The 24,744-nt window shown below is 40.2% G+C and carries 11 protein-coding genes and 1 pseudogene; 10 read left to right on the top strand and 2 right to left on the bottom strand.

The genetic code is table 11. From position 1 onward, the window contains the following. Positions 1-21: 21 nt before the first annotated feature. The 8 genes from F8R90_RS06995 to F8R90_RS06960 all read left to right on the top strand — a co-directional run bounded on the left by F8R90_RS06995 (position 22) and on the right by F8R90_RS06960 (position 19,560). The gene (locus F8R90_RS06995) at positions 22-11,139 is read left to right on the top strand and encodes a non-ribosomal peptide synthetase (protein WP_230966170.1); all 11,118 of its coding nucleotides are present in this window, start codon (positions 22-24) and stop codon (positions 11,137-11,139) included. A 49-nt stretch (positions 11,140-11,188) separates the two neighbouring features. After that, complete coding sequence (locus F8R90_RS06990) at positions 11,189-11,332, top strand: hypothetical protein (protein ID WP_196510153.1); 144 nt, start codon at positions 11,189-11,191, stop codon at positions 11,330-11,332. Between the two features lie 31 nt (positions 11,333-11,363). Continuing rightward, positions 11,364-12,212, top strand: a complete 849-nt coding sequence (locus F8R90_RS06985) for a cupin-like domain-containing protein (RefSeq protein ID WP_196510152.1) — start codon at positions 11,364-11,366, stop codon at positions 12,210-12,212. 108 nt (positions 12,213-12,320) lie between these two features. After that, complete coding sequence (locus F8R90_RS06980) at positions 12,321-13,688, top strand: MFS transporter (protein ID WP_196510151.1); 1,368 nt, start codon at positions 12,321-12,323, stop codon at positions 13,686-13,688. 408 nt (positions 13,689-14,096) lie between these two features. After that, on the top strand, positions 14,097-15,146 hold the full coding sequence (locus F8R90_RS06975; RefSeq protein ID WP_196510150.1) for a class I SAM-dependent methyltransferase: 1,050 nt from the start codon (positions 14,097-14,099) through the stop codon (positions 15,144-15,146). Positions 15,147-15,283: 137 nt separating this feature from the next. Continuing rightward, entirely contained in the window at positions 15,284-16,921 is a 1,638-nt protein-coding gene (locus F8R90_RS06970) for a glycosyltransferase family 39 protein (protein WP_196510149.1), read from the top strand. A 120-nt stretch (positions 16,922-17,041) separates the two neighbouring features. Continuing rightward, positions 17,042-17,470: a GtrA family protein gene (locus F8R90_RS06965; protein ID WP_331000617.1), complete on the top strand. Its 429-nt coding sequence runs from the start codon at positions 17,042-17,044 to the stop codon at positions 17,468-17,470. Positions 17,471-17,517: 47 nt separating this feature from the next. Next, complete coding sequence (locus F8R90_RS06960) at positions 17,518-19,560, top strand: alpha-amylase family glycosyl hydrolase (RefSeq protein ID WP_196510147.1); 2,043 nt, start codon at positions 17,518-17,520, stop codon at positions 19,558-19,560. A 154-nt stretch (positions 19,561-19,714) separates the two neighbouring features. On the opposite strand, the gene F8R90_RS06955 is transcribed toward F8R90_RS06960, so the two are convergent. Further along, positions 19,715-21,034 (bottom strand): MFS transporter, encoded by a 1,320-nt coding sequence (locus tag F8R90_RS06955; protein WP_196510146.1) that lies wholly within the window; start codon positions 21,032-21,034, stop codon positions 19,715-19,717. A gap of 280 nt (positions 21,035-21,314) precedes the next feature. Between F8R90_RS06955 and F8R90_RS06950 the strand changes: the two genes are divergently transcribed. Both F8R90_RS06950 and F8R90_RS06945 read left to right on the top strand, forming a co-directional pair. Next, the gene (locus F8R90_RS06950) at positions 21,315-22,967 is read left to right on the top strand and encodes an ABC transporter ATP-binding protein/permease (RefSeq protein WP_196510145.1); all 1,653 of its coding nucleotides are present in this window, start codon (positions 21,315-21,317) and stop codon (positions 22,965-22,967) included. 27 nt (positions 22,968-22,994) lie between these two features. Then, entirely contained in the window at positions 22,995-24,221 is a 1,227-nt protein-coding gene (locus F8R90_RS06945; protein ID WP_196510144.1) for a macrolide family glycosyltransferase, read from the top strand. A 311-nt stretch (positions 24,222-24,532) separates the two neighbouring features. On the opposite strand, the pseudogene F8R90_RS06940 reads toward F8R90_RS06945, so the two are convergent. After that, positions 24,533-24,744: pseudogene (locus F8R90_RS06940) on the bottom strand (NF041680 family putative transposase); the annotation flags it as partial.

Here is a 24,744-nt window from a genome sequence, read left to right as displayed (position 1 = left end):
TTAAAACAGGATTATTATAATATGAGCCTAAAAGATAAAATCGAAGATATTTTTCCCCTCACACCCTTACAAAAAGGATTATTATTTCATTCCCTATATGAACCAGAATCTGGCATTTACTTTGAGCAATTCCATTGCCGTTTAGAAGGAAATGTTTCTGTAATTGCAGTCCGCCAAGCATGGCAAACTTTAGTTGACCGCCATCCAATTTTACGGACTGCAATTATCACCAAAGGGCAAACTGAACCTGTACAAGTTGTATTCCGCAATCTCGTATTTAAGATAGCAGAAGAAGATTGGCGTGGTTTAAGTAACTCCGCCCAAAAAAGCCGCCTGAGAGAATTTCTGGAATCAGATAGACGGCAGGGATTTATTCTTAATCGTCCACCTTTGATGCGAGTAACCTTAATTCGCCTAGGCGAAGACTGCTGGGATTTAGTGTGGAGTCACCACCATCTAATTTTGGATGGTTGGTCTTGGCCGATACTACTACGTGAATTCTTGATGTTGCACAAAGCAGCTAAAGAACATGTAGAAATTTCCCTGCCAAATGTGCGCCCTTACGGTGATTTTATTGCTTGGTTAAAACAGAAAAATCCCCAAGATGGCGAATCATTTTGGCGTGAATATATGAGTGGCTTTGAAAGTGCTACTCCCTTATTAATGTTGTCCAAAGCAAAGCTAAGTAGTGCTTTTGAAAGTGGAGAAATAAAACATCAATTATCGCCCGAAAATGCTGATTTATTGCAGAAATTAGCCCGTAATTGTAGCGTCACCCTCAACACTGTGATTCAGGGGGCTTGGGCGATATTACTTAACCGTTATAGCCGCAATACAGACATAGTTTATGGAATTACAGTAGCGGGACGACCCCCAGAACTACCAGAAGTAGAAGGGATGATTGGCCCTTTTATTAACACTTTGCCGTTTCGCGTCTTAATATCTGGCGAAAAAACCCTTGATTCTTGGTTGCAAAACCTGCAAGCACGCACAGCTTTAATGCGTCAGTTTGAACATTCCAGCCTATCAGATATTCAAGGATGGAGTGATGTTCCACGAGGACAACCACTGTTTGAAACTTTGCTGGCTTTTGAAAATTTTCCGGTTGATAAATCGTTAAAAACAGCAGATTTTGGGTTGAATGTTCCTGAGTCGTCTTTCTTTGAAACTACCCATTATCCCTTGACTTTAGTGGTTGTTCCGGGGGATGGACTCTCACTCAAATTGAGTTACAATGGGAGTCGCTTTGATGCGGTGGCTATGGAATTATTGCTAGAGCAATTCTGCCATCTACTGTTTAACATGGCAAATAATGCTCAAGCACCTTTGCAGTCTTTATCGTTAATTGGTCATAAGGAATCGGTAATTAATAACAGGCTAATTACCAATTACGAATCACCAATTACCATCAGGGAAATGTTTGCAGAAACTCTAAGCAAATATCCAGACCGCATTGCTTTGACATTTGAGAATGAAAGCTTTACCTATGAAGAACTAGACCGCCGTTCTCACCATCTTGCTCGATATCTCCAAAAGCAAGGTATTGGTGCAGATAAACGCGTGGTGATTTGTCTGGAGCGCTCTCCAGAACTGATTATAGCTATGTTGAGTGTAGTTAAGGCAGGGGGTGTTTATGTTCCTCTTGATCCGACTTATCCTCGCGATCGCATCGAGTTTACCATTTCTGACTGTGAAGCGGAATTAATTCTCACCACAACTACCATCAGTCCCCAACTTCCAGAATCCACACTTAAAATTTGTCTGGATGAGGAAGATGCGCCCTATTTAACTGAAAGCAATGAACCTTTGATAGAAGATACTCTTGACCCTAACTCAGGAGCTTATATTATCTACACATCTGGTTCGACAGGGAAACCCAAAGGCGTGTTAGTCACCCAGCACAACGTTACCCGACTATTCCGCAGCACCCAGCAATGGTTTGAATTCAACGAGCAGGATGTTTGGACATTCTTCCATTCCTTCGCCTTCGATTTTTCCGTTTGGGAGATTTGGGGAGCTTTGCTTTATGGCGGGCGACTGGTAATCGTTCCTTATTGTGTCAGCCGTAACCCCCAAAGCTTCCTTCAGCTGCTTCACAATGAGCAAGTTACTGTCCTGAATCAAACTCCCTCTGCTTTTGTTCAATTACTAGCAGCAGAATCGAGTGTGAGAGAGATTGTCTCGCCCCTACGGTACATCATTTTTGGCGGCGAAGCCTTGAATCTACCAAGTTTGCGTCCCTGGTTTGAACGTCATGGAGAAAATCAGACGCGCTTGGTGAATATGTACGGAATTACAGAAACAACAGTCCACGTTACCTATAGAGTTATTAGCAAAAAAGATATAGATGACTCATCTGGTAGCTTAATTGGTCAACCAATCCCCGATTTACGTCTCCATATCCTGGATTCTGATGGTAATCCCCTACCAACTGGAGTGATTGGTGAAATTTATGTTGGGGGGGCTGGAGTGGCGCGTGGTTATCTTAATCGACCAGAATTAACCGCAGAACGCTTTGTAGAAGATGCTTTTTCAGTAGATTCACTATCGCGCTTGTATCGCACTGGTGATTTAGGGCGTTTTCTCCCTAACGGCGATTTGGAATATCTGGGACGCATAGATTATCAAGTGAAAATTCGCGGTTTCCGCATTGAAATTGGCGAAATCGAAGCCGTTATTTCCCAGTTCCCTGAGGTGCAGGAAACTATTGTTTTAGTTCATTCTGAAGCCCAAAGCAATCTTGACAATTCAGGTCATGTGGAAAAGCTAACGCGAAACCTAACCCCCCAGCCCCCTTCCCTTGTAGGGAAGGGGGAGAATTCAAAGCCTCTCTCCTTGCAGGAGACAGGTTTGGAGAGAGGTTTTCCAGAATCCGTGAAAAGTCTGGAAAGCAATCAACAACGCTTAATTGCTTATGTAGTTTGTACTCGTGGAAAGCAACCAACCATCGAAACACTGCGAAATTATTTGCAGCAGCATTTGCCAGATTATATGATACCGTCGCAGATTGTTTATCTGGAGCGATTACCACTGACAGCTAATGGTAAAATTGATCGCAAAGCGCTACCCGCACCAGAAATTAAACGGGAAAATCTTGAAGTTGCCTTTGTTCCTCCCGCTACACCCATCGAGGAAATTTTAGCTGACATTTGGCAACAAGTTTTAGGTATAAATCGCATCGGACGATTTGATAATTATTTTGTTTTGGGTGGCGATTCTATCCGCAGTATTCGCGTTGTTTCGCTCGCACAAACTCAAGGATTGAACTTAAAATTAGAGCAAATTTTTGCCCATCCTGTGCTGTTGGATTTAGCCAACTTGTTGGCAAAATCAGAAGTAGTAGACAGCGATAAGATTGATGAAGAACCCTTCGCTTTAATTTCACTTGCAGATAAAGAAAAGCTCCAAAATTGGGCTGAGGATGCTTATCCTTTGGCACAACTGCAAGCAGGAATGCTCTTTCATGGTGAATATTCACAAACTTCTACAACTTACCATGATGTTTTCAGCTTCCGAATTCGTATACCTTTTGATCTCAAAGTTTGGGAAGCAGCTTATACCCAAATGTTTGCCAGACATCAAATATTACGGACGGCATTTTATTTAGCTGAATTTAGTCAACCGATTCAGGCAGTTGTTAAAGAAGTAACTCCTAAAGTTGTTTTTGAGGATTTAACTAATTTATCGCCCTCTGCACAAGATGATTATGTAAAAACATTTATTGCCAACGAACGGGAAAATCGCTTCGATTACAAGAGTGCGCCATTAATGCGTTTTCATATTCATCTACTCGATGATAATGTGATGCAAGCATCTTTTACTTTGCATCATGCCATCATGGATGGATGGAGTTTAGCTAACTTTTTATCAGAATTAACAGGCTTATACCTGTATCTACTTGATCGGGGTGTACCTGCGCCACCAACTCCACCAGCTTTGAAATACTCTAGGTTTATTACCTTAGAAAAACAAGCTTTGGTTGATAGAAATCAGCGAGAGTTTTGGCAAAATAAACTGGTGGAAATTCCCTTCACTAAACTACCAAGGTGGCCGGGTGTCGTTCCCCTAGAAACAAAAATGGGGAAATTTGATCTCACTTTATCAGAAACAATTTCCCGCAATTTAAAAGCTTTATCTAAGCAATTGGGTGTTCCTCTAAAAACGTTATTACTAGCAGTTCATCTCCAAGTTATTGGTTTTTGCTCTGGCGATACAGAAGTGGTTACTGGATTGGTGAGCAGTGGTAGACCGACAGAAACTGACAGCGATCGCGTTTTAGGACTATTCTTAAATACATTGCCATTACGTTTGTCTTTACCAAGAGGTTCTTGGGTTGATTTAATTGCAGAAACTTGGCGGGCTGAACAAGAGTTAATGCCAAATCGTCGGTTTCCTTTGGCAGAATTGCAAAGGTTAAATGGGAATCAACCTTTATATGAAAGTTCTTTTAATTTCGTTCATTTTCACGTTTATCAAGGACTGCTCAATTGGCGGGAAGTAGAATTAATCCAGGCGGAATCTTTAGATGAAACAAATATTCCTTTTGCTGTCAGTTGGAGTGAGGAAGTAGGAGCGGGACTTCTTTCGTTTAATATCACCTATGATCGTCAACAATTTGATGATGAGCAAATCAAGAATGTTGCTAACTATTGCCAAAACAGTTTAGAGTTGCTAATTGCAAATCCACAGGCTCATCGTGAATTAAGTATAGATAGCTCAATTCAAAATTCGCAATTCCCAATCCCCAATTCCCAATCAGCAATACATGAAATTTTCGCCCAACAAGCAGCAGAAAATCCTGATTCTATCGCTGTTATTTGTGAGGGAGAAAGTTGGACTTATGCCCAATTGAATCAAAAAGCTAATCAGTTGGCGCGATTTTTGGGTGAGTTTGGTATTAGTGTAGAACAGCCTGTGGGTATTTGTTTGGAACGTTCTTTAGACATGGTTTGCACTATGTTGGCGGTTCTGAAGGCAGGTGGTTGCTATGTGCCAATTGACCCTGATTATCCGGCTGTGCGTATTCAGTCGATGTTGGAGGATGCTAATGTTAGTTTGCTGCTGTCTCGTTCTGATTTAGAAATGTGGAATGGGAAAAACGAACCGCAGAGTAACGAGAGTAAAACAAATTTTTTGGATGATTTTTGTCAAGTTATCTGTGTTGATATTTATAGGGAAGAAATTGCAGTTCAATCTGTTGAAGATTTACAAATTCAGGTTTTGGCTGACAATATCGCCTATATCATATTTACATCTGGTTCTACTGGACGACCGAAAGGTATTGCGATTTCCCATGGGGCTTTGGCCCAGCATCAAGCTTGGTTTTTAGAGACTTTTGGGGTGAATTGTGAGGATGTAGTGTTGCAAAAGACACCATTTAGCTTTGATGCTTCGGTGTGGGAATTCTGGACACCTTTGATGGTGGGAGCTAAACTCGTGATGGCGAAGCCGGGAGGTCATAAAGATCCGGCGTATCTAGTCAAAACTATTCAGCAAGAAAATGTGACTTTGCTGCAATTAGTACCGAGTCTTTTAGAAATACTCCTTGGTGAACCGGGATTTTCTGAATGTTCATGTCTGCGTTTAGTTTTTAGCGGTGGTGAAGCGCTGAAAAGACGGGTGTGGGATGAGTTTAGAGAAGTTGCATCTAAATTGGTGAATCTTTATGGCCCGGCGGAAACAACTATTGATGTTGCTTTTCATTGTTGTGGAGAAAAGGAAATTACCGAGGTTATTCCCATCGGCAAACCAGTCAGCAACACTCGTTTATATATCCTAAATTCTCATCTGCAACCTGTGCCTATTGGTACACCGGGTGAATTATTTGTGGCTGGCTCCCAATTAGCCCGTGGTTACTGGAATGCCCCAAGCATGACCGCCGCAAGCTTTTTACCTGATCCTTTTGTTGAAAATGCAGGCAGTCGGATGTACCGCACAGGCGATCGCGCCCGGTATTTACCTGATGGTAGGATTGAGTTTCTAGGACGTGCAGATCAACAAGTCAAAATTCGAGGTTTCCGCATCGAAACTGGCGAGATTGTGGCAGCTTTAGAAAAACAAGCTTGGGTAGTTCGGGCTGTCACCAAAGCTATTGCTACTCCTGGTAAACCCAATCGACTAGTTGCTTATCTGGAACTGAAAACACCACCGACATCCTGGCAAACAGTTTTGCGATCGCAATTATCTGCCCTGCTCCCTGATTATATGATTCCTTCGGTGTTTGTCAGTCTCGATGCTTGGCCGTTACTGCCTAATGGGAAAATTAACCTTAACGCTTTACCCGCTCCTGATGAAGAGAATATCATAGCTCGTGAGGAATACATTGCCCCACAAACCAAAACTGAAGAGATTTTAACTAAACTTTGGCAGCAAGTACTACAAGTATCTCGTGTGGGAATTAAAGATGACTTCTTTGAACTGGGAGGAGATTCGATTCTTGCCTTGCAAATTATTGCTAAAGCACGGGATGTTGGACTTTATTTCACGCCACAAGAGTTGTTTAAAAATCCCCAAGTTGCAGCACTTGTACCTCATATTAAAACAACAACAAAATTACCCAATGCTTTATCAATTTCTGTAGGAAGTGAAATAGCGCTAACTCCTATTCAGCAATGGTTTTTTCAGCAATCCTTAGAACATCCTGAATACTGGAATCAGACGGTTTTATTGGATGTCAAACCGGGATTTAATGCGTCGCATTTTCAAACTGCATTAAGTTATATTGCCGCAAGTCACCCAGCTTTTCGCCTGCGATTCCGCCAAACCGAAGCTGGATGGATACAATGGTTAGATGATGATAGTAATGTTTTAAATTTTGATATTGTTAACCTGGCTGCTATTTCTCAAACAGAATTACAAAAAATTGCCAGTCAATTTCAAGCACAACTTAATTTAGCCACTGGGCCTCTCTTTCGCGCCGTCTACTTCCATACTGATGAGAATAAATCCGATAAATTACTGCTAATTATCCATCACCTCATCGTTGATGGTATTTCGTGGCGCGTCATTTTGCAAGATTTAGCGATCGCTTGTGATGCTTTACAAAAGGAACAGGAAATTTCCTTATCTGCTCATAGTGTTGGTTTTCCACAGTGGACTCAACATTTACACACCCTAACTGAAAATTCTGATTGGCAAGAAGAAGTAGCTTTCTGGAAAACCCAACAAGTAGCTAATTCTGAATTACCCCTTGATTTTCCTGATGGCATAGCAGAGAACACAGAAATTTCTGCCACTCAAATAGAATGCAATTTCAGCGAAGATGAAACTGATAGTCTCCTTTATGAGCTACCACGCACTCACAAAGTTAGGATTCAGGAAGTTTTGCTGGCAGTTCTTTTAGAAGTGGTGACAGAATGGACGGGTAAATCAAAAATATTAATTGCCCTAGAAAGTCACGGACGACAAAGCGATTTTACTGCCATTGATGTCTCTGATGCTGTGGGATGGTTTACATCTCTTTTTCCTTGCAAATTAGAGAAATCTCAAAAGAGCCAATTCAGCAATTTAGAAAGCGTCAAAGAACAGTTGCGGAACTTGCCAAATAATGGCTTTGCTTACGGTATCCTCTCTCAAAAATCAGAATTCGCATCTATCTTACCGCCAATCCCCCAAGGCATCCTGTTTAACTATTTGGGGCAATTTGATGAAAACCTTTCCCAAGCAGCATCCTTTACTCCAGCTAACGAAGATGTCGGGCTATCTCGACACCCACAAAATAGGCGGGCTTTTCAACTAGAAATTACTAGTTTAATTGCTAATGGCAAACTCCAAATGCGGTTTGGTTTTAGCAAAGCTTTACATCGAGAAGAAACGATTCGCCGTTTAGCAGATAGTTTCTCTAAACATTTACAAACTTTGTTAGCAACTAGCCGCCATCAAGAATACAGTTTAACATCTGCTGATTTTCCCCTCGCTAACCTTAATTCAGAACAACTGGTTATTGCTTTGGCGCGAACTACCGATGTGGAAGATATTTATCCTCTATCCCCGGTTCAGGAAGGAATACTTTTTCATGCAAATTATGAATCAGAAAAAGATATTTATCTACAACAGGTGAGTGGTGAAATTGAGGGTTTTCTAGACGTAGAAACTTTTAAAAAAGCTTGGGAATCTTGTATTAACCGCCATCCTAGTTTACGCGCTTCCTTTGTCTGGCGCGATTTACCCCGACCGTTGCAACGCATTCACCGCCGAGTCAATTTGCCCTTTGTCTACGAAGACTGGCGCGGATGCGATATTAATGAAGTAGCAATGAAATGGTCAATTCTGTTAACAACAGACCGCCACCAAAGCTTTTCAACAGAAAGGGCCCCACTGATGCGGATGACGTTAGTGAGAACCCAAGAACAGAAATGGCAATTTCTCTGGACTCACCATCATCTCCTTTTGGATGGTTGGTCATTACCGCTAGTTTTCCGGGATGCGATCGCATTTTACCAAGCTAAAACAGAACGCCCAAATTTACCACAACCACCCATCTACCGAGACTTTATTGCTTGGTTGCACAAACAAGAATCTGGTTTGGCAGAATCTTTCTGGCGCAAAGAATTAAGCGGTTTCCGGGAAGCAACTACTTTTGGTATTAAAAAACACCCTTCTGATGATTACCAAACCTTACAAACTACTATCTCCAAAGAAATTTACACCCAACTCAAAGCCTTTGCTCAAAAGAATCAAATAACATTAAATACTTTAGTGCAAGCGGCTTGGGGCATTCTTTTGAGCCGATATAGTGGTTCTGAAGATGTGATTTTTGGTGTCACCGTGTCGGGACGTACTACCGAATTATCAGGTTTTGCAGAGATGGTGGGTCTATTTATTAACACCTTACCCTTGCGTCTGAAATTAGATGCAGCCACACCCTTGAAACCGTGGTTAATAGAATTGCGCGATCGCATCTCGGCAATTAATCAATATTCCTTCACTCGTTTAGTAGATATTCAAGGATGGAGTGACATTCCCAGAGGAGAACCGTTGTTTGAATCCATTGTGGTTTACGAAAATTACCCAGTGGAAGAAAGCCTGCGTCAAAATCCCGGAGAACTGGCGATCCATTCTGTTGAATCTTTGGAGAAAAACCATTACCCCATCAGTCTATATGCCTTGCCAGGAGATCATTTGACGCTGAAAATCGCTTTTGGGCAGCAGATTGGGAGTGCAAAAACACGAGGAGATATATTACATCATTTAACCCAGATATTGACCAGTTTTGTTACAGAAAAACCGCAATTCATTGGTGAAATTGGTTTGTTATCGAAAGCGGAATTAGGTAAGGTAAATTACCCATTACCCATTACCCATTACTCCAATACTCCAATACATGAATTATTCAGTCAGCAAGCCGCTCAAACTCCCGATGCGATCGCTATTTTCCCCTCCCTAACCTACGCAGCTTTAGAACGCAAATCTAACCAAGTTGGTCACGCACTACTGCAACTTGGTGTGACGCGAGAAACCTTAGTGGCGGTTTGTTTAGAGCGTCATGCAGGTTTGCTAATAGCACTGTTAGGAATTATGAAAGCAGGCGCGGCCTATGTACCACTAGATCCTACCTTCCCGCGCGATCGCCTGGAGTGGATGCTTGCAGACAGCGCGGCGGCTGTAATCATCACCGAAGATGAACTTGTGTCAGCACTTCCAGCATCATCAGCAAAAGTTCTGTTACTAGATTCGGTTTCGACCCAACCAGATACCGCACCACCTGCGGTTGCTGGTAACAATCACTTAGCTTACGTTATCTATACATCCGGTTCCACTGGACGACCCAAGGGAGTACAAATTCAGCATGAATCTTTAGTGAATTTCCTCCTCAGTTTCCAAGAAAAACTGCGACTGACTGCTGCTGATACCCTGGTTGCAGTAACTACAATTTCTTTTGATATTGCTGGACTAGAACTTTTCTTACCATTAATTAGCGGTGCAAAATTAGTCCTAGCTGACAAGGAAACTACCAGAGATGGATTTAAGTTAGCTCAACTAATGCAAACATCCCAAGCCACGGTGATGCAAGCCACTCCAACTACCTGGAGATTGCTCTTGGCTGCTGGTTGGCAACCAAATGATAGTTTTCGCATCCTCTGCGGTGGAGAAGCTTTGCCAGTTGATTTAGCCACGTCTCTTCTCAACTCTCAGGTGAATCTGTGGAATGTTTACGGCCCGACAGAAACCACAATTTGGTCTACCATCAAAGAAATTAAGCTGCAACAGGATGCACATTCCATAGGTAGAGGAATTGCCAACACATCAATTTATATTTGGGATAATGCTGGTAATCCCGTTCCAGAAGGGATTGTAGGTGAGTTGTTGATTGGGGGAGCAGGATTAGCACGAGGTTATCGCCAAAGACCAGATTTGACGGCGGAAAGATTTGTTCCCAATCCCTTAGCCACAAATCCCGGTGAGCGATTATATCGGACTGGTGATTTGGCGCGTTGGCTACCCAATGGTGAAATTGAATTTTTGGGACGCATCGATTACCAGGTTAAAATCCGTGGTTTCCGCATCGAACTAGGGGAAATTGAAACCGTTTTAGAAACTCATCCTGCGATCGCACAAGCTATTGTCCAAGCTATTGACGATACTGTAGCAGGTAAAAAGCTTGTTGCATATCTAGTTGTCAAATCTGAAGCTGAAAAACCACCTCTCGAAACTTTGCAATCATATATGTTGGCAAAACTACCCGATTATATGCTGCCTGACTCTTGGGTGTTTCTAGATGCGATGCCTCTAACACCTAATAATAAAGTTGATCGCCTTGCTCTACCGTTACCAAATCAGTTTGATCATCAAGTTGATTATACAGCGCCGACAAATGCGATCGAAGAAGCATTAACCTATATTTGGCAAGAAATTCTGCAAGTCGATAGGGTGGGAATTATGGATGACTTTTTCCGACTGGGCGGACATTCTTTATTAGCCGCCCAAGTTCATGCTCGTATTAGAAAAGTATTTTTGATTGATTTAGAATTACGAGAACTTTTTGATACGCGAAGAATTGAAAAAATGGCACAACTTTTATTAGCGCGAGAACCTCAAGTAGGACGCACTGAAAAAATAGCGAAAGCGTTTTTACGCCTCAAGCAAATGACACCAGAAGAAAAGGCTAAACTTCTCCAAGAAAAACGTAAAAAGGATTGAAAAAAGGCTGAATTGTCATGTTTTTAAATCAAGGACAACAGTAAATTTCATGTTATTCACCAAGGCGGCGGGAAGCCCACTTGCTTTTTGGGGTGTTCGGGATAGCCGCCCCGCCGCCGTTAACTGTTGGCTGATGACTGTTAACCGTCAACTGTCTTTCGTGTTATCCCATCCCCTTTTAGGTGTGGGATGATCTGAAAAAATCTACAAATAGGAATTTTTTGATGAGTAAACATGATTTAACCACAGTGAGGCACATTGAACGGGTTAAACAACCGACAAGAGAGGAATTCCAAAGTAATTTTCTCTCTCCTAGAAGACCCGTCATCATTACTGGTGCTATTAATGATTGGAATGCTCTCTCTTTATGGACTGCGAATTATCTAACTAGCTTATTCAGTGATAAAGAGGTTGAGATAAGTGTTTCTCAAAATAGTATTTTTACAGGCAATCTGGAAAATGGATTTGCTAATTTGAGACAGAGAATGCAATTTAGTGACTTTATCAACATCCTGATTTCAAAAAATAAATTTGATAAATTCTACTATCTCCAACAACAGTCAATCCCTACAGAATTTCCCGAACTCCTGCAAGATATTAAATTTCCAGAATATTTTGATAAAAAGTTATTTGTCGATCCAACTATTTGGATTGGTTCTGGCGGTAACACATCTCCATTGCATTATGACGCAATGGATAACTTATTTATTCAAGTTAGCGATCGCAAGCATTTTCTGTTGTTTGACCCCCAACAAACATCTTCATTATATCCTTTTCCGGCTGGTTCAAAAATCCCCCACATGAGCCAAATAAATATTGAAAAGCCAGATTTGGATAAATTTCCCAATTTCCAAAAAGCCAAATATTTTGAGTGTATTGTTGAACTCGGTGAAATTTTATTTATCCCTGCTTTTTGGTGGCATCAAGTATACTCACTAGAAAATTTAAATCACGAGCTAAATATCTCTGTAAATTTCTGGTCTAAGCCACCTATTAGTCAATTTTTAACTCCTCCTGGGCGGAGATTGGCAGCACAAATACCTACTATTTTAAAGAGAGCTTTTAGTCGATGATTCTATATTAGAATGGTATAATAAGTAATTTTTTTCAACCTCAGAACATTTGTTAATTTACCTCCTGAAACCTTACAAGCCAAAAAATATACATCTAATTTATAAAATATGTATGTAACTAAACTAATTGAACTAATTCGGGAACTGCGTAATTTTACCCTCTTTTGGCTGGGGCAGTCTCTGTCTGAAATTGGAAATCGCCTAACAGGATTTGGTTTAGGTATCTGGGTTTATCAGAATACTCATGCTGTTACACAACTTAGTCTAGTTATCTTTTTTACAACATTACCCGGTGTATTAATCACTCCCTTTGCCGGTGCATTAATAGATAGATGGAATCGAAAATGGACAATTATTTTTAGTGAAATAGCTGCGGCTTTAATCACACTCACACTTGCTGTACTGTTACTGACTGGCAATCTGCAACTTTGGCATACTTATGTTTCTGCGTTTTTTACCTCAGTCTGCGGTTCTTTTCAAATGACTGCCAAAGGTGCTGCTTTACCTTTGATGGTTCCTAGCAATCAGATGGGGAGAGCTAATGGCTTGATTCAGTTCAGCACAGCATTAGGACAACTGGTTGCACCAATCTTGGCAGGTCTACTCATTGCTAATGTACAACTTCAGGGCTTGCTGCTGATTGATTTGTCTACCTATTTAATTGCATTGTTAACCCTACTATTTATTCATATTCCTCAGCCGGAATCTAGTATTCTGTCAACAATGGGAATATCTACCATCATGAATGATATTGTTTATGGCTGGGAAAATATTTCTTCTCGCTTTTTCTTGCTGATTCTACTGTCATTCATGACAATTTATTTTTTTGTGAACGGCATGACTTCTGTCTTGATTAATCCCTTAATATTATCTTTCTCTTCAGCTACAACATTTGGAAGTGTAATGTCAATTGCCGGCTGTGGAATGGTTGCTGGCAGCATCCTTATGAGTATCTGGGGAGGAGGCAAAAAATCTATCTCTGCTCTATTTATATTTTCGGCATTAAATGGGATAGGTCTACTAATCACTGGCATTAAACCCTTTATTCCTACCATCGCCTTGGGCATTTTTATTTCATTTTTTACCTTGCCCATTATTCTAAGTACTAATAGTACAATTTTGCAAACTAGCATCCCCCAAAATGTCCAGGGACGTGTTCTTTCATTGTTCTACACTTTGGCAGGCTTGGGTGGGGCTTTTGGTAATCTTAGTGCCAGTCCCCTAACCGATGGATTTCTGGAACCTATGCTATCTAATGATGGGCTACTTGCTAGTACTGTAGGGCGGGTAATTGAAACTGGTTCAGGGCGTGGAATCGGTTTTTTGATGGTTCTTGAAGGGCTACTTGTTTTAATCATCTCAGTCAGCTTATACAATTATTTTGTATTGAAAGAAATGGATGAAGAATTATTAATTAGTGATGGAGAAATAATAAACAATAAGATGATAATAAATACGTTTGATCAAGAACATTGAGAAAATATCTAAGGTAGGTGGATAAACATAGGTTTATTGCTTTTGTTTACATCCACTTTAAATTAGTCTATAGAGTTTTTTGTATTAAGGAAAACAGGTGATAATTTATTAACTAATTATATATATTTAAGTATACAAAAAGATAATTAAATCCCAATACGGTTCAGTTAAGGCTTAACTCTTTGTCAAACAAAGTCAGTTTTTTAACGAACCGCAAAGGACGCAAAGGGCGCGAAGGAAGAGAAGAAAGAGAAAAAAGGGAAGAAAGAAATGCTTAACTGAACTGTATTGAATTAAAGCCAGCTATCCATTATTTTAAAGTTTTCATAACCGCAACATCTGTCTCTTAACATCTGTTGCTAATACATGATAACCAAATTCTGCTTTAGCATCATTGAGGTATCTTTAATGGAAAAAATCACTGCTACTACCTACGATACAGTTGACCCATACCAATGGGTTACAGATGTGGCTCATGAAGCTTGGAAAGCTAGAGATAAAGAAGTTTGGACTAATAACATTCAGGATTTGATCACGCCTGATGCAGTCATTCTTGATGCTGGATGTGGACTAGGAAGATTACTTCCTCGTCTATGGTTAGCTAAAAAGATTGTTATGGTCGAACCAGACCTCAGGAGATTCTTACACGCTTCACTAGTAGCCAAATGTCTAATTAACCAAGACCAAGAACTATTAAAAAAATTACAGAATGATGACTTTGTACAAACTAATGAATATGAGCGATTGCTAAAAGAAATCTATTCATCACCACTAAAAAGTGAGAAAGTCCATCTCCTGAATGATGTGATGCAAAGTAAAGCAATATCACAATATGGTAATTTCGATTTGATCGTTTGCTCACACATTTTTGAACATATTTCTTTGGATGTTATTCAAGAAAGTATTGCTGCTTTTTATAAATTTCTTAAGCCGAACGGTTCTTTAGTTATATTTGCTTGCAAGTCTCCAATTCTGTATCATTTTCGTGACAACAAAGAGTTTAATCATCAACATATTCTAATTACACGAGAAGAATTTTTTGATATTTGTAAAAATGGACATTCGGCAGGGTTAGGGATTCGATACATGCCTTTTGACCTTTTCCAAACCCTCCTTACCAACCCTTTTAATCCCACATTGCAAGAAACATTTGGGGATGAGTTCAAATCTGAATCAGAATTTTATCAACTTCCTGCTACACCGCTATTTACCATCAAGCAATGGGAAGCTTACCATTCTGAGTTTTATACTCATAAAACTATGCAGGTGGGCACATATATTGAATACCCGCAAATTCAAGCCCGCCTCTATCGACCAATCAAACCGATAGAAAGTGTTGCAGAAATATTAGACCTTGAACACCAAGTTAATCAAAATGAAACTTTAAAAAAAATGCATTTGATTGATATGGTCGTGGTTGCTAAGAAAATGGATGATGATTATAGCAATCCTATTTGAGTCTGAGGATTTCGTAAGGTGCTGTTAGCGCAAAGAGTACGACTCCAAACCATAAATGATGCCTTACAGTCTACTAAAAGACCCTCCAATCGGTGCTAACAACAACAACTTTCTCGGTAATGATACATGTGCAATAAATGGACAATTCACAAATACTAGCAAAAGTAAATCCCCCAAATTGGTTAAAAATCTTAGTAATAATCCTCATCGGGTTAGGTATTTTCTTTCGCTTTGCCCATCTAGGACACAAAATATACTGCTGTGATGAATCTTGGACATCTGTAGCAATTTCTGGTCACACGGTAGCCGAGTTAAAACAGGAAGTTTCTAATTATCAAGGCACAATTCCTATTACCATCTTCGACAAATATCAGTATATTAATCCAGATCATGGTGTGGCTGATACAGTGAATTACTTAATCACCTCAGACCCACAGCATCCCCCCTTATATTACGTAATGGTGAGATTGTGGGCGCAAGTATTTGGAGATTCGCCTACTGGGGTGAGGAGTTTCTCAGCACTCATCAGTATGTTGATATTTCCCAGCGTGTATTGGCTGTGTTTAGAGTTGTTTGAGTCGACCGTTGTGGGATGGGTGGCAATGGCATTGGTTGCCGTTTCTCCTTTGCAGTTATTTTTTGCTCAAGAAGCCCGTCAATACAGTTTGTGGATGGTAGAAATTTTACTATCTAGTGCTGCATTATTGCGAACTATTAGACAAGACAATAAAGTAAATTGGGTTGTGTATACCCTCACCTTAGCCTTGGGATTATACACCCATTTATTCACAGTTTTAGTAATGATAACTCATGGTATTTATGTAGCTATTCAACAACAATTTCGCTTTACGAAAACCTTACTCAATTATCTGCTTGTTAGTATTGTTGCTTTTTTAATGCTTTTGCCCTGGTTAATTTTTATCATTCCCCACACGAGGACAGCACTAGAGCTAACTTCAGGGTCGGCAGTAAAATGGATAAATAATCCCTTTGAGCTAATCGCTATTTTTCTGATTCGAGTTACCCGAATATTTTTTGATCTTAATTTAACCTCAGATATTTTTGCCTTTAATAGTTTTACTCTTGAAGGTTCTCTATTTTATAGCATTACTGCATTAATATTCAGCTTAAGTTTGATTGTTTATTTGATTTTTTTCACCATAAAAATATCAAAATATAAAACCAGCCTATTAATTTTTTTAATGGGAGGATTTACCAGCCTATTGTTAGTAATATATGATCTAATCTCTGGTGGAATTCGCTCCATCCAAGTTCGCTACCAATTGCCTTTATATCTCAGCCTAGAAATTATTGTAGCCTATGTTTTAGCTTTTCATATTTTCCAAGAAAAGACGTGGCAGAAAAACATCTCTCAATCCCTACTAGTCGGATTGCTGATAGCTGGGTTGATTTCTGATGTCAGATTTTTTCAAGCTGGAAATTGGTGGACGCAATCGGATGGACAATTTATCAGAGAAACAGGTCAATTTCTTAAGGAATCAGAGAGACCTTTACTGGTAATTAATGATTCTCCTATTAATTTGGGAGGAATCCTAACCTTAAGCCGTTATTCACCAAAAGTTAGCCTACTACCAGTAGCAGATGATAGTCTGCTACTGATTCCTCCGAAATATAGTCACATTTTATTTATGCAAAATAATAGTAGTTTATTTCATCAACTGGAGCAAGATAAAACCTATTCTTTGAAAGTTATTAAAGTGCTTAATCTACCACCTGGAGGTTTATGGCAATTCGATAAAATTGAGCAATCGTAAACAGTAGAACTTGAAACTGTAATAAGTTGTGAAAACTAAAACCCTATAAGCCGAATGAATCAATGTCTTGAGATTAATATTCTAATAAATCGACTGTGTTTAAGGCTTCCTTGGCTGGTTGTGAATAGGCTGATTCGTTTCGCCATAGTGGGTTTAAGTGGTGTCTTTGTAGACTTAGGAGGATTCTATATTTTACATACTCTATTGGGTTGGATGTTAACTCCAAGTGCAATAATTTCAACAGAGATAGCAATCATTAATAATTTTATCTGGAATGAGCTATGGACTTTTGGAGATGTATCTGTTCAGAAACAATTAGACACGCGGTTGCGACGTTTTTTCCAGTTCAACCTAATTTGTTTTTTTGGACTGATTTTTAATAGTTTAATTGTAAATTGGCTCTTTTATAAATTCGAGATGAATGAATACATTGCAAAATTAGTAGCAATCGTTGGTGTAACTTTTTGGAATTTTTCGCTCAACTGGAAGGTGAATTGGCAAATAAGCGAGACAGAAGTAGATGTTTTGAGAGATAAGTCCATCACCTGAGCTAACTTGTTTGCTAACTCACCATTTTTAATTCGTAGGAATGCTCTATGCGTTATTTTGACGAATACTGTGAAGTACATTTAGACCCTAGCACAGCACCATATACTTGGGTGTTTAGGAGCGATGAAAAAATCTCCATCAGATTTGGTGTTCACTTATTTAAAAATCCAGATTATGGTCAGATAGTTTATGAATTGAATGATGGACAAGGATATTCCGATTCAGATCGAATTACGGCACAAGCTGAAATCGTTATAGAAAATGGCTTCCAAATGTTCTCAGCCATCCTACCGCCTATGAATAGCGGGGGAGGATATCGTTACAGTTTAGGTTATGTCGATACATTTGGTAATGAACATACAAGCACGCGATCGCATTTCTTGTTAGTCTGTGATGAAGCACCCCGCTCAATGGCTGAAATCCCATCTGTATTTCTGGGCTATGTAGATAATCAGCCTTTATATGGACTAAAACCAAAGGTTGCAATGACATCTAGTCCCGATGATTGGGAAGCACGTCTATTTTACTCAATCATGATTGATCGATTTGCTCGCAGTGCAGACAGCAACTACACTGGTCTGAGTGCAGTCAAATATGATCCGACTTCACCCTATACAAGTCATGGTGGGACGATTCGGGGCGTAATTGAGCAGATAACATACTTGAAGTCATTAGGAATTCGAGCCATTATCCTCAGCCCTGTCTATGTCAATGCTGCTGATGGCTATCATGGCTATCATCCCATTCACCTATTGATGGTTGATCCACGTTTGGGTACACTTATGTGTCTGCGTGAACTGGTGAAAACTGCTCATGAAGCTAATATTGCTGTCATTTTAGACGTTGTTAACAACCATATTGCAGATAGTATTAACTGGGAAGAGTATGGGGGGCCACCAGGGGGAGAGTTCAAGTATGTGCAAGGTGATGGCTCTGCGGTTATGCCTTTTCCTATAGAAGCCCGTAACACATTACTCTTCCACGGGCCTGAATACACTGATATGGTAAATCAAAGGCTCTTTGGCTTCTTGGAAGATTGGCGAACAGAGACAAGCTACGTCCGAGAATTACTGATTCAACACCTAAAATACTGGATTGCAGAAACAGATATTGATGGCTTCCGATACGATTCAGCACGTCACGTTGGTCTTGATTTCTGGGAGCCTTGCGTTGAAGAGATATCAAGGTATGCTGCCTATCTTGGAAAAAAGCAGTTTCTGCAAATAGCTGAACACGCTGGTAGTACTCACGAAGAAGTAATTGCCTACAATGGAGCGAAATTTTCAAATCTGATCGACTATCCGACTTATTATGCTGTCAAGCGTTCTTTGGCTGATGGTAATTGGCTAGGGGGTTTGGCAGATTATTTTTGCGGTTTTCTAGAGCCATCGCACCCATATCATGCTGGTTGGCGGAATAATATTATGTTCCTCGATAACCAAGACACAAGTAGAATTTTCCATCACTTCTTGAGTTGTCTAGGAAATCAGGATGAAGCGCGAGTCCGGTTATATTTTGCACTTGCTTGCTTGATATTAGGGCCGCAAATACCTTCTATCTATCAAGGAACCGAGCAAGAATTTTCTGGCGCTTTAGGGATGCATCAACACCAGGATACAGGTGAGTGCATTGGTCATGATTGCTATGTGCGGGAAGATATGTTTGATAACCCTGCTTGTGTGTGGGAATTTGGGCCGATTAACCGCAAAATTTTTGAACCATATAATAAAAACCACCCAAGTTTTTTACTAATTCGACAGCTTGCCGAAATTAGGTTTCAAAATAGACTAATTCATAGTGGAAACCGTACTCTCTTATGCTCTAGGAATAATGGTCTCTGGTGTGTACTCATTCATGGTGCAGAGGATGAACAGCCGCTTTTTGTGGCGATGAACCTGGGGTCTACACCAGTAGTTGAGGAGGCTTTAAAGATTCCTAATTGGTACGGCAAGTTCTGCGGAGTCGATATGTTGATTGCTACATCGGGGGGAGTATTCCATCTTGTGGAAGGTGGTATGCGAATTAAACTTCCACCATTCACATTTGTCTTAGGACGACTATTACAGGTGACAAGTAAAGCTCAAGAATAAGTAAGTCGGCGTAAATAATTATTGTTGCAATAAGGCAGGGGGCAGGGAGCAGGGAGCAGGGAGAGAAAGAGTTTGAGCTTTATTTACTTTTTTACATAGTTTGGTTTTATTGCACCGACTTACTTAGAAGCAAGTTTTATTACCTTTTTAATCCCTACATGGGGGTAACATTGCCTGCTGAAGATTCAAAATCAGCTACATTAACTTCCAAGTCTCGGATGGCAGGGTATTGGGAGCCAATAAATGCTGTCATTAATATAAAACACCCGATAATTACAAACAATAGTCCAATCCCACGACCAGGCCCAGAACCAATTATTTGGCCAACTAGTACTTGAGACCAAACTCCATCAAAAGCCATCAGTGGCTCGAAAACATAGTCAGCTAGGGGGCCTGCAACGATCGCAGCGAGCGGTATAGCCGCCCCCCACATTGCTCCGGTTAATGCAAATACTCTTCCCTGTACCGACTCGGCAACTTTTGTTTGTAAAATAACTTGTACTGAGCCATTGATGAAAGGCGCAGTCAGGAAGAAAAGTAAAGTAGCGATCGCAATTTGGATAATAGAAGGGCGTAAACCCGCAAGGGCAATGCATACCCCACTTACCGACATAGTGATTAGAACAGGGCTGATTAAGTTCTGCCAACTATTCTTCCATGTGCTCATCACTATAGCCCCCACGAACATACCAAGACCGCTAAGAAATGCAATCTGTCCTAAGCTAGTTGGCGTAGTTAATGAAAGAATTAGGGGAAAGCTTAGTACACTCACGAAGCCAACCAAGAATTGGTAAATGGTGAACAGAAGCACAAAGCTGAGTAGTCCAGGACGCTCTGTTAAATAAGTCCAGCCGTAGAGTGTTTCTCGCAAAAATGAGGCAGGCGGAGTGGACTCATTCGCTTCAGTAACCGGGCTGATCTCAGGGAATCGCACCAACAGAAGCGGAACAAGGGCAACCAGTAAAGTTGCGAAGTCGATAATCAGAATGCCTTTTTGCTTAACAATAGCTAGTAAAATCCCTGCTAGTAAAGGCGAAATGATTTGCTGAATGCCCATGCCCAATTGAATCATACCGCTCACCCGTGCTAAATCCTCTTGAGGCACTAAAGAGGTAATGGAAGCTTTATAAGCAGGCGTATGGAAAGCACCGATGATAGAAGTTATGATATTTCTGAGATAGATGTGCCAAATCTCTAATTGACCAATACTGATTAGTAGTATCAGAATTAGGGTACACAGTCCTTTACAGACATGACTAATAATCATGATCCAGCGACGATCCCAACGATCGACTAATGTGCCTGCTATTGGCGAAATGACGATGAGCGGTATCGTACAAGTCAGGGTAAGGAAAGCAAATTGGGTGGCAGAGCCAGTTTGCTGAAATACCGAGATATCCAGAGCAAACCCGGTCATAGACACGCCAATCAGAGAAATTAGTTGTCCTAACCAAATAAATGTGAAAATACGCATTTTTATGTATAAAATTATGATTTAGTTGTCGTTCTGTATTATATGTATACTTGGTCAAGTTGAAATGAAAGTACTACTTATTTTAACTAAGACGAAGTGCGTAAACTCTAGATCACGGAGTAGATATACATAGATAAAGTTAGCGATCGCTAGTAGGGGGTAAATTGCGATCGTCAATAAGACTTTCTTTTGAACTTGTCTCTGATTAATCCCTACCGCAATGAATAGAGGGCGTAGTTATGAAAATCCTCAAAACTAGAAAAATTTATATAGTCTACAAATGAATCGATTCAGCTTGAAAGCGGTTAAACGGTTTTGGGCGATCGCTCAACTCTATTGGTTAGGCAATGAAAAACGAGGTGCTATAGGTTTACTTGTGCTTCTCGGAGTTTTATTGTTAGCTACCACTCAAGTCAAGGTTTTCTTAAATACTATACAGGGAGATTTAATTTCTGCCCTTTCCGCCCATAATAGTACTAAATTCTGGCAAGGTATACTAGTTGCCTTCGGGGGAATAATCGTCTTTGGTTTCCTAAATTCTGGCTATGGTTTTCTGCGAGAGACAATCGGCATTTATTGGCGACGATGGTTAACCCATCATTTACTCAATCAATATTTCCAAAATCGCGCTTTTTATGATCTGAGTAACTCTCATAAAGAGATTGATAACCCAGACCAACGTATTTCTGAAGATGTTGCCAATTTCTGCCAGCAATCTATTCAGTTGCTGGTGAATTGTCTGGAATCTGTTTTTGTCGTAATTGCTTTTAGTGTCATTCTCTGGTCTATTTCCAAAAATCTAGTTATTGCTCTGGTAGTTTACTCTATTTTAGCCTACGCCATAACTATTGGGTTCTATGGCAGAAAATTAACGCAACTGAATTTTGAGCAACTAAAAAAAGAAGCTGATTTTCGCTTTGGTTTAGTCCGCATCAGAGAGAATGCTGAGTCTATTGCTTTCTATAACGGCATCCTTCAGGAAGCTAATAAAATCAAACTTATATTTAATGCAGTTTTTAATAACTTTAAGCGATTGATATTATGGTCAGAGGTGTATTTAAACATATTTAAATATCAGTTTGGTTATCTCCCCTGGATCATACCAGCATTGATTTTAGGAAACCAAATTCTGTCAGGTGAGACGGAGGTAGGAAAAGTCACAGAAGCTGGTGGTGCCTTTGGGCAGGTTGCTTTTTCTGTGAATTTGATTATGTATCAGTTTGAAAAATTTACTAAATTTGCTGCTTCAATTAATCGCTTATACGTATTTTATGAATATCTCAAACAGCCAAGTAAAGCAATAGCTAATTCTAGGACTATTGATATAGTCATAGACAGCCGTTTAGCCTTGGAAAATCTGACTGTCGAAACACCCAATTATCAAAAAACTTTATTTAGCAACCTTTCTGTAGCACTGCCAACAGGACAGGGATTACTAATTATGGGAGATAGCGGTTGTGGCAAAAGTTCTTTGTTGCGTGCCTTAGCGGGTTTATGGAATTCGGGAACAGGTGTGATTGTTCGTCCAGAATTAGAAGAAATGCTATTTTTACCGCAGCGTCCTTACATGATTTTAGGGACTCTTCGGGAGCAGTTAATCTATCCTAACGCCAAGGTTAATCTGAGTGATGAAGAACTTCATCAAGTTCTCCACAGAGTCAATCTGTCAGACTTAGCAGAACGGTTTGGTGGTTTTGAGGTCGAGCAAGATTGGAGTGATGTTCTTTCTTTGGGGGAACAACAAAGATTAGCTTTTGCTCGGCTTTTAGTTACGAAACCAAAATATGCAATTTTAGATGAAGCGACCAGTGCTTTAGATATTAACAACGAAGAACATCTTTATAGTCTTTTAGTAGAGACGGAAACAACCTTTATTAGTGTTGGTCATCGCCCTACTCTCAAAAAATATCATCAGGTTATTGTTAATCTTTAAATTTGTCTAACTAGCAGGGTATTTTCTATGAGTCGTGTAATATTTATGAACGTTTCCGCCGCCGGGCACGTTATTCCAACCTTTGGATTAATGACGGAGTTGATAAAGAGAGGTGAAGAGGTAATTTATTACGAGGTTCCCCATTTTCAACAAGAAATCGAGTCTTTTGGAGCTGCTTTTCGTTGCTATCCTCAACTCAATCCTGAGACAGCACCACCATCTGAAAATGAAATGTCTCTAGTGCCTTCTCTAACTTGGTGTACTCGTGAGATGCTACCAGCACTCTTAGAATCAGTGCGTGCAGAAAAGCCAGATTATATTATTCACGACTCTCTCTGTCTCTGGGGAAGGCTAGTGGCACAGTTGCTCAATATTCCTGCCGTTAATTCCATTGCTACAGCCGCTTTTACTCCCGAAAGTTTCTATGAATGTCCTTGGCTGAGGAAGAAACTACCACGATTGTTAAAAGAGGCGGCTGGTGGGATGAAGCACTATCGTCAACATCAACGTGAATTACGAACAACTTATGGTGTACCTCCAATTAAATTTGTTGACACTTTTACTAATATTGAACCTCTCAACATTTGTTATTTACCCCTAGAACTCCAACCTTATAGCGATAAATTTGATGAACGCTTTCATTTTGTTGGCCCTTGTAATCCCGTGCGGGCAGTAGAATATGATTTCCCAATGGAGAAATTGAATTCATCCAAGCTCATCCTGATTTCATTTGGGAATATTCACGACCCAGGTTTGGGATTTTACCATAAATGCATTGAGGCTTTTGCTAACACAGATGCTCAGGTGGTAATGGTGTTGAGTCCAGCTTTAGATGTCACACTTTTAGGAGATATCCCAGAAAACTTTATCATTCGACCTACGGGTACTGTTCCCCAATTAGAAATATTAGAGCGTGCCAGTCTATTCATTATGCACGGTGCAGGTGGTGGAACACGGGAAGCTGTCTGGTATTCGGTGCCAATGATTGCAGTACCACAAACTTATGAGCAAGAAATCATTTCCCGCCGCATTCAGGAGCAGGGTGCAGGAATTATGATGATGTTAGAAGATATAACTTCAGAAGGTTTGCGGCAAACGGCGCAGCAAATTTTTGATAATAGCTCTTTCCAAGTAAATAGTGGTCGTTTGGGTGATGCTTGTCGTGCGGCTGGCGGAGTAAAGCGAGCCGTAGATGAAATTCTGCGATACGTTTCTGAACAGAAAGATTCACAGACATTAGAATCTATATCTTAACTGCTGCTAGGGAAGTTGAAAAAAGTTTGTAAATAGAGTGATACTAATTCTCCATGAAGATGCACGTAAGTTTTATTAAACGAACCGCAAAGGGCGCAAAGTACGCAAAGTAAGAGAGATATTAAGTAATTATTCAGTGCCAGTTTAAAGAGAATTGGTATTACATAATAAGCACTGTTTTGAATTGTTTAATTGTATTTGCCTCTTTTTGAAGTAAGCTTATTTTACTGGAGTTTAGACTAGGCAACAAGAAAAGACTCAGCAACGCTGAGTTGAAAAGAAACAGACTTCAGAGATGAAAATCTACACTACTAAGCAGATTCTGATTGCTCTTTGCGGGGCTTGGTTGTAGTTTTTTTAACTATGGGGTAGCGAATTCTACGTTTACGTGGTTGATCCGTCTTCCAGCCTGGAGACTTTCCGCGAGATTTGGGTGGTTGGGCTGGAGTACCAATCACCGCAAAAACTCCACCCATAGCTTGAGCAACTCTTCCAGGGGTTAATTTTTCGAGAGGCTTCTGCC

Source organism: Nostoc sp. NZL (assembly GCF_015714705.1).
Taxonomy (GTDB): Bacteria; Cyanobacteriota; Cyanobacteriia; order Cyanobacteriales; family Nostocaceae; genus Nostoc; species Nostoc foliaceum_A.
The sequence above is the reverse complement of the archived record's forward strand: the minus strand, read 5'-3'. Positions and strand labels throughout refer to the sequence as shown.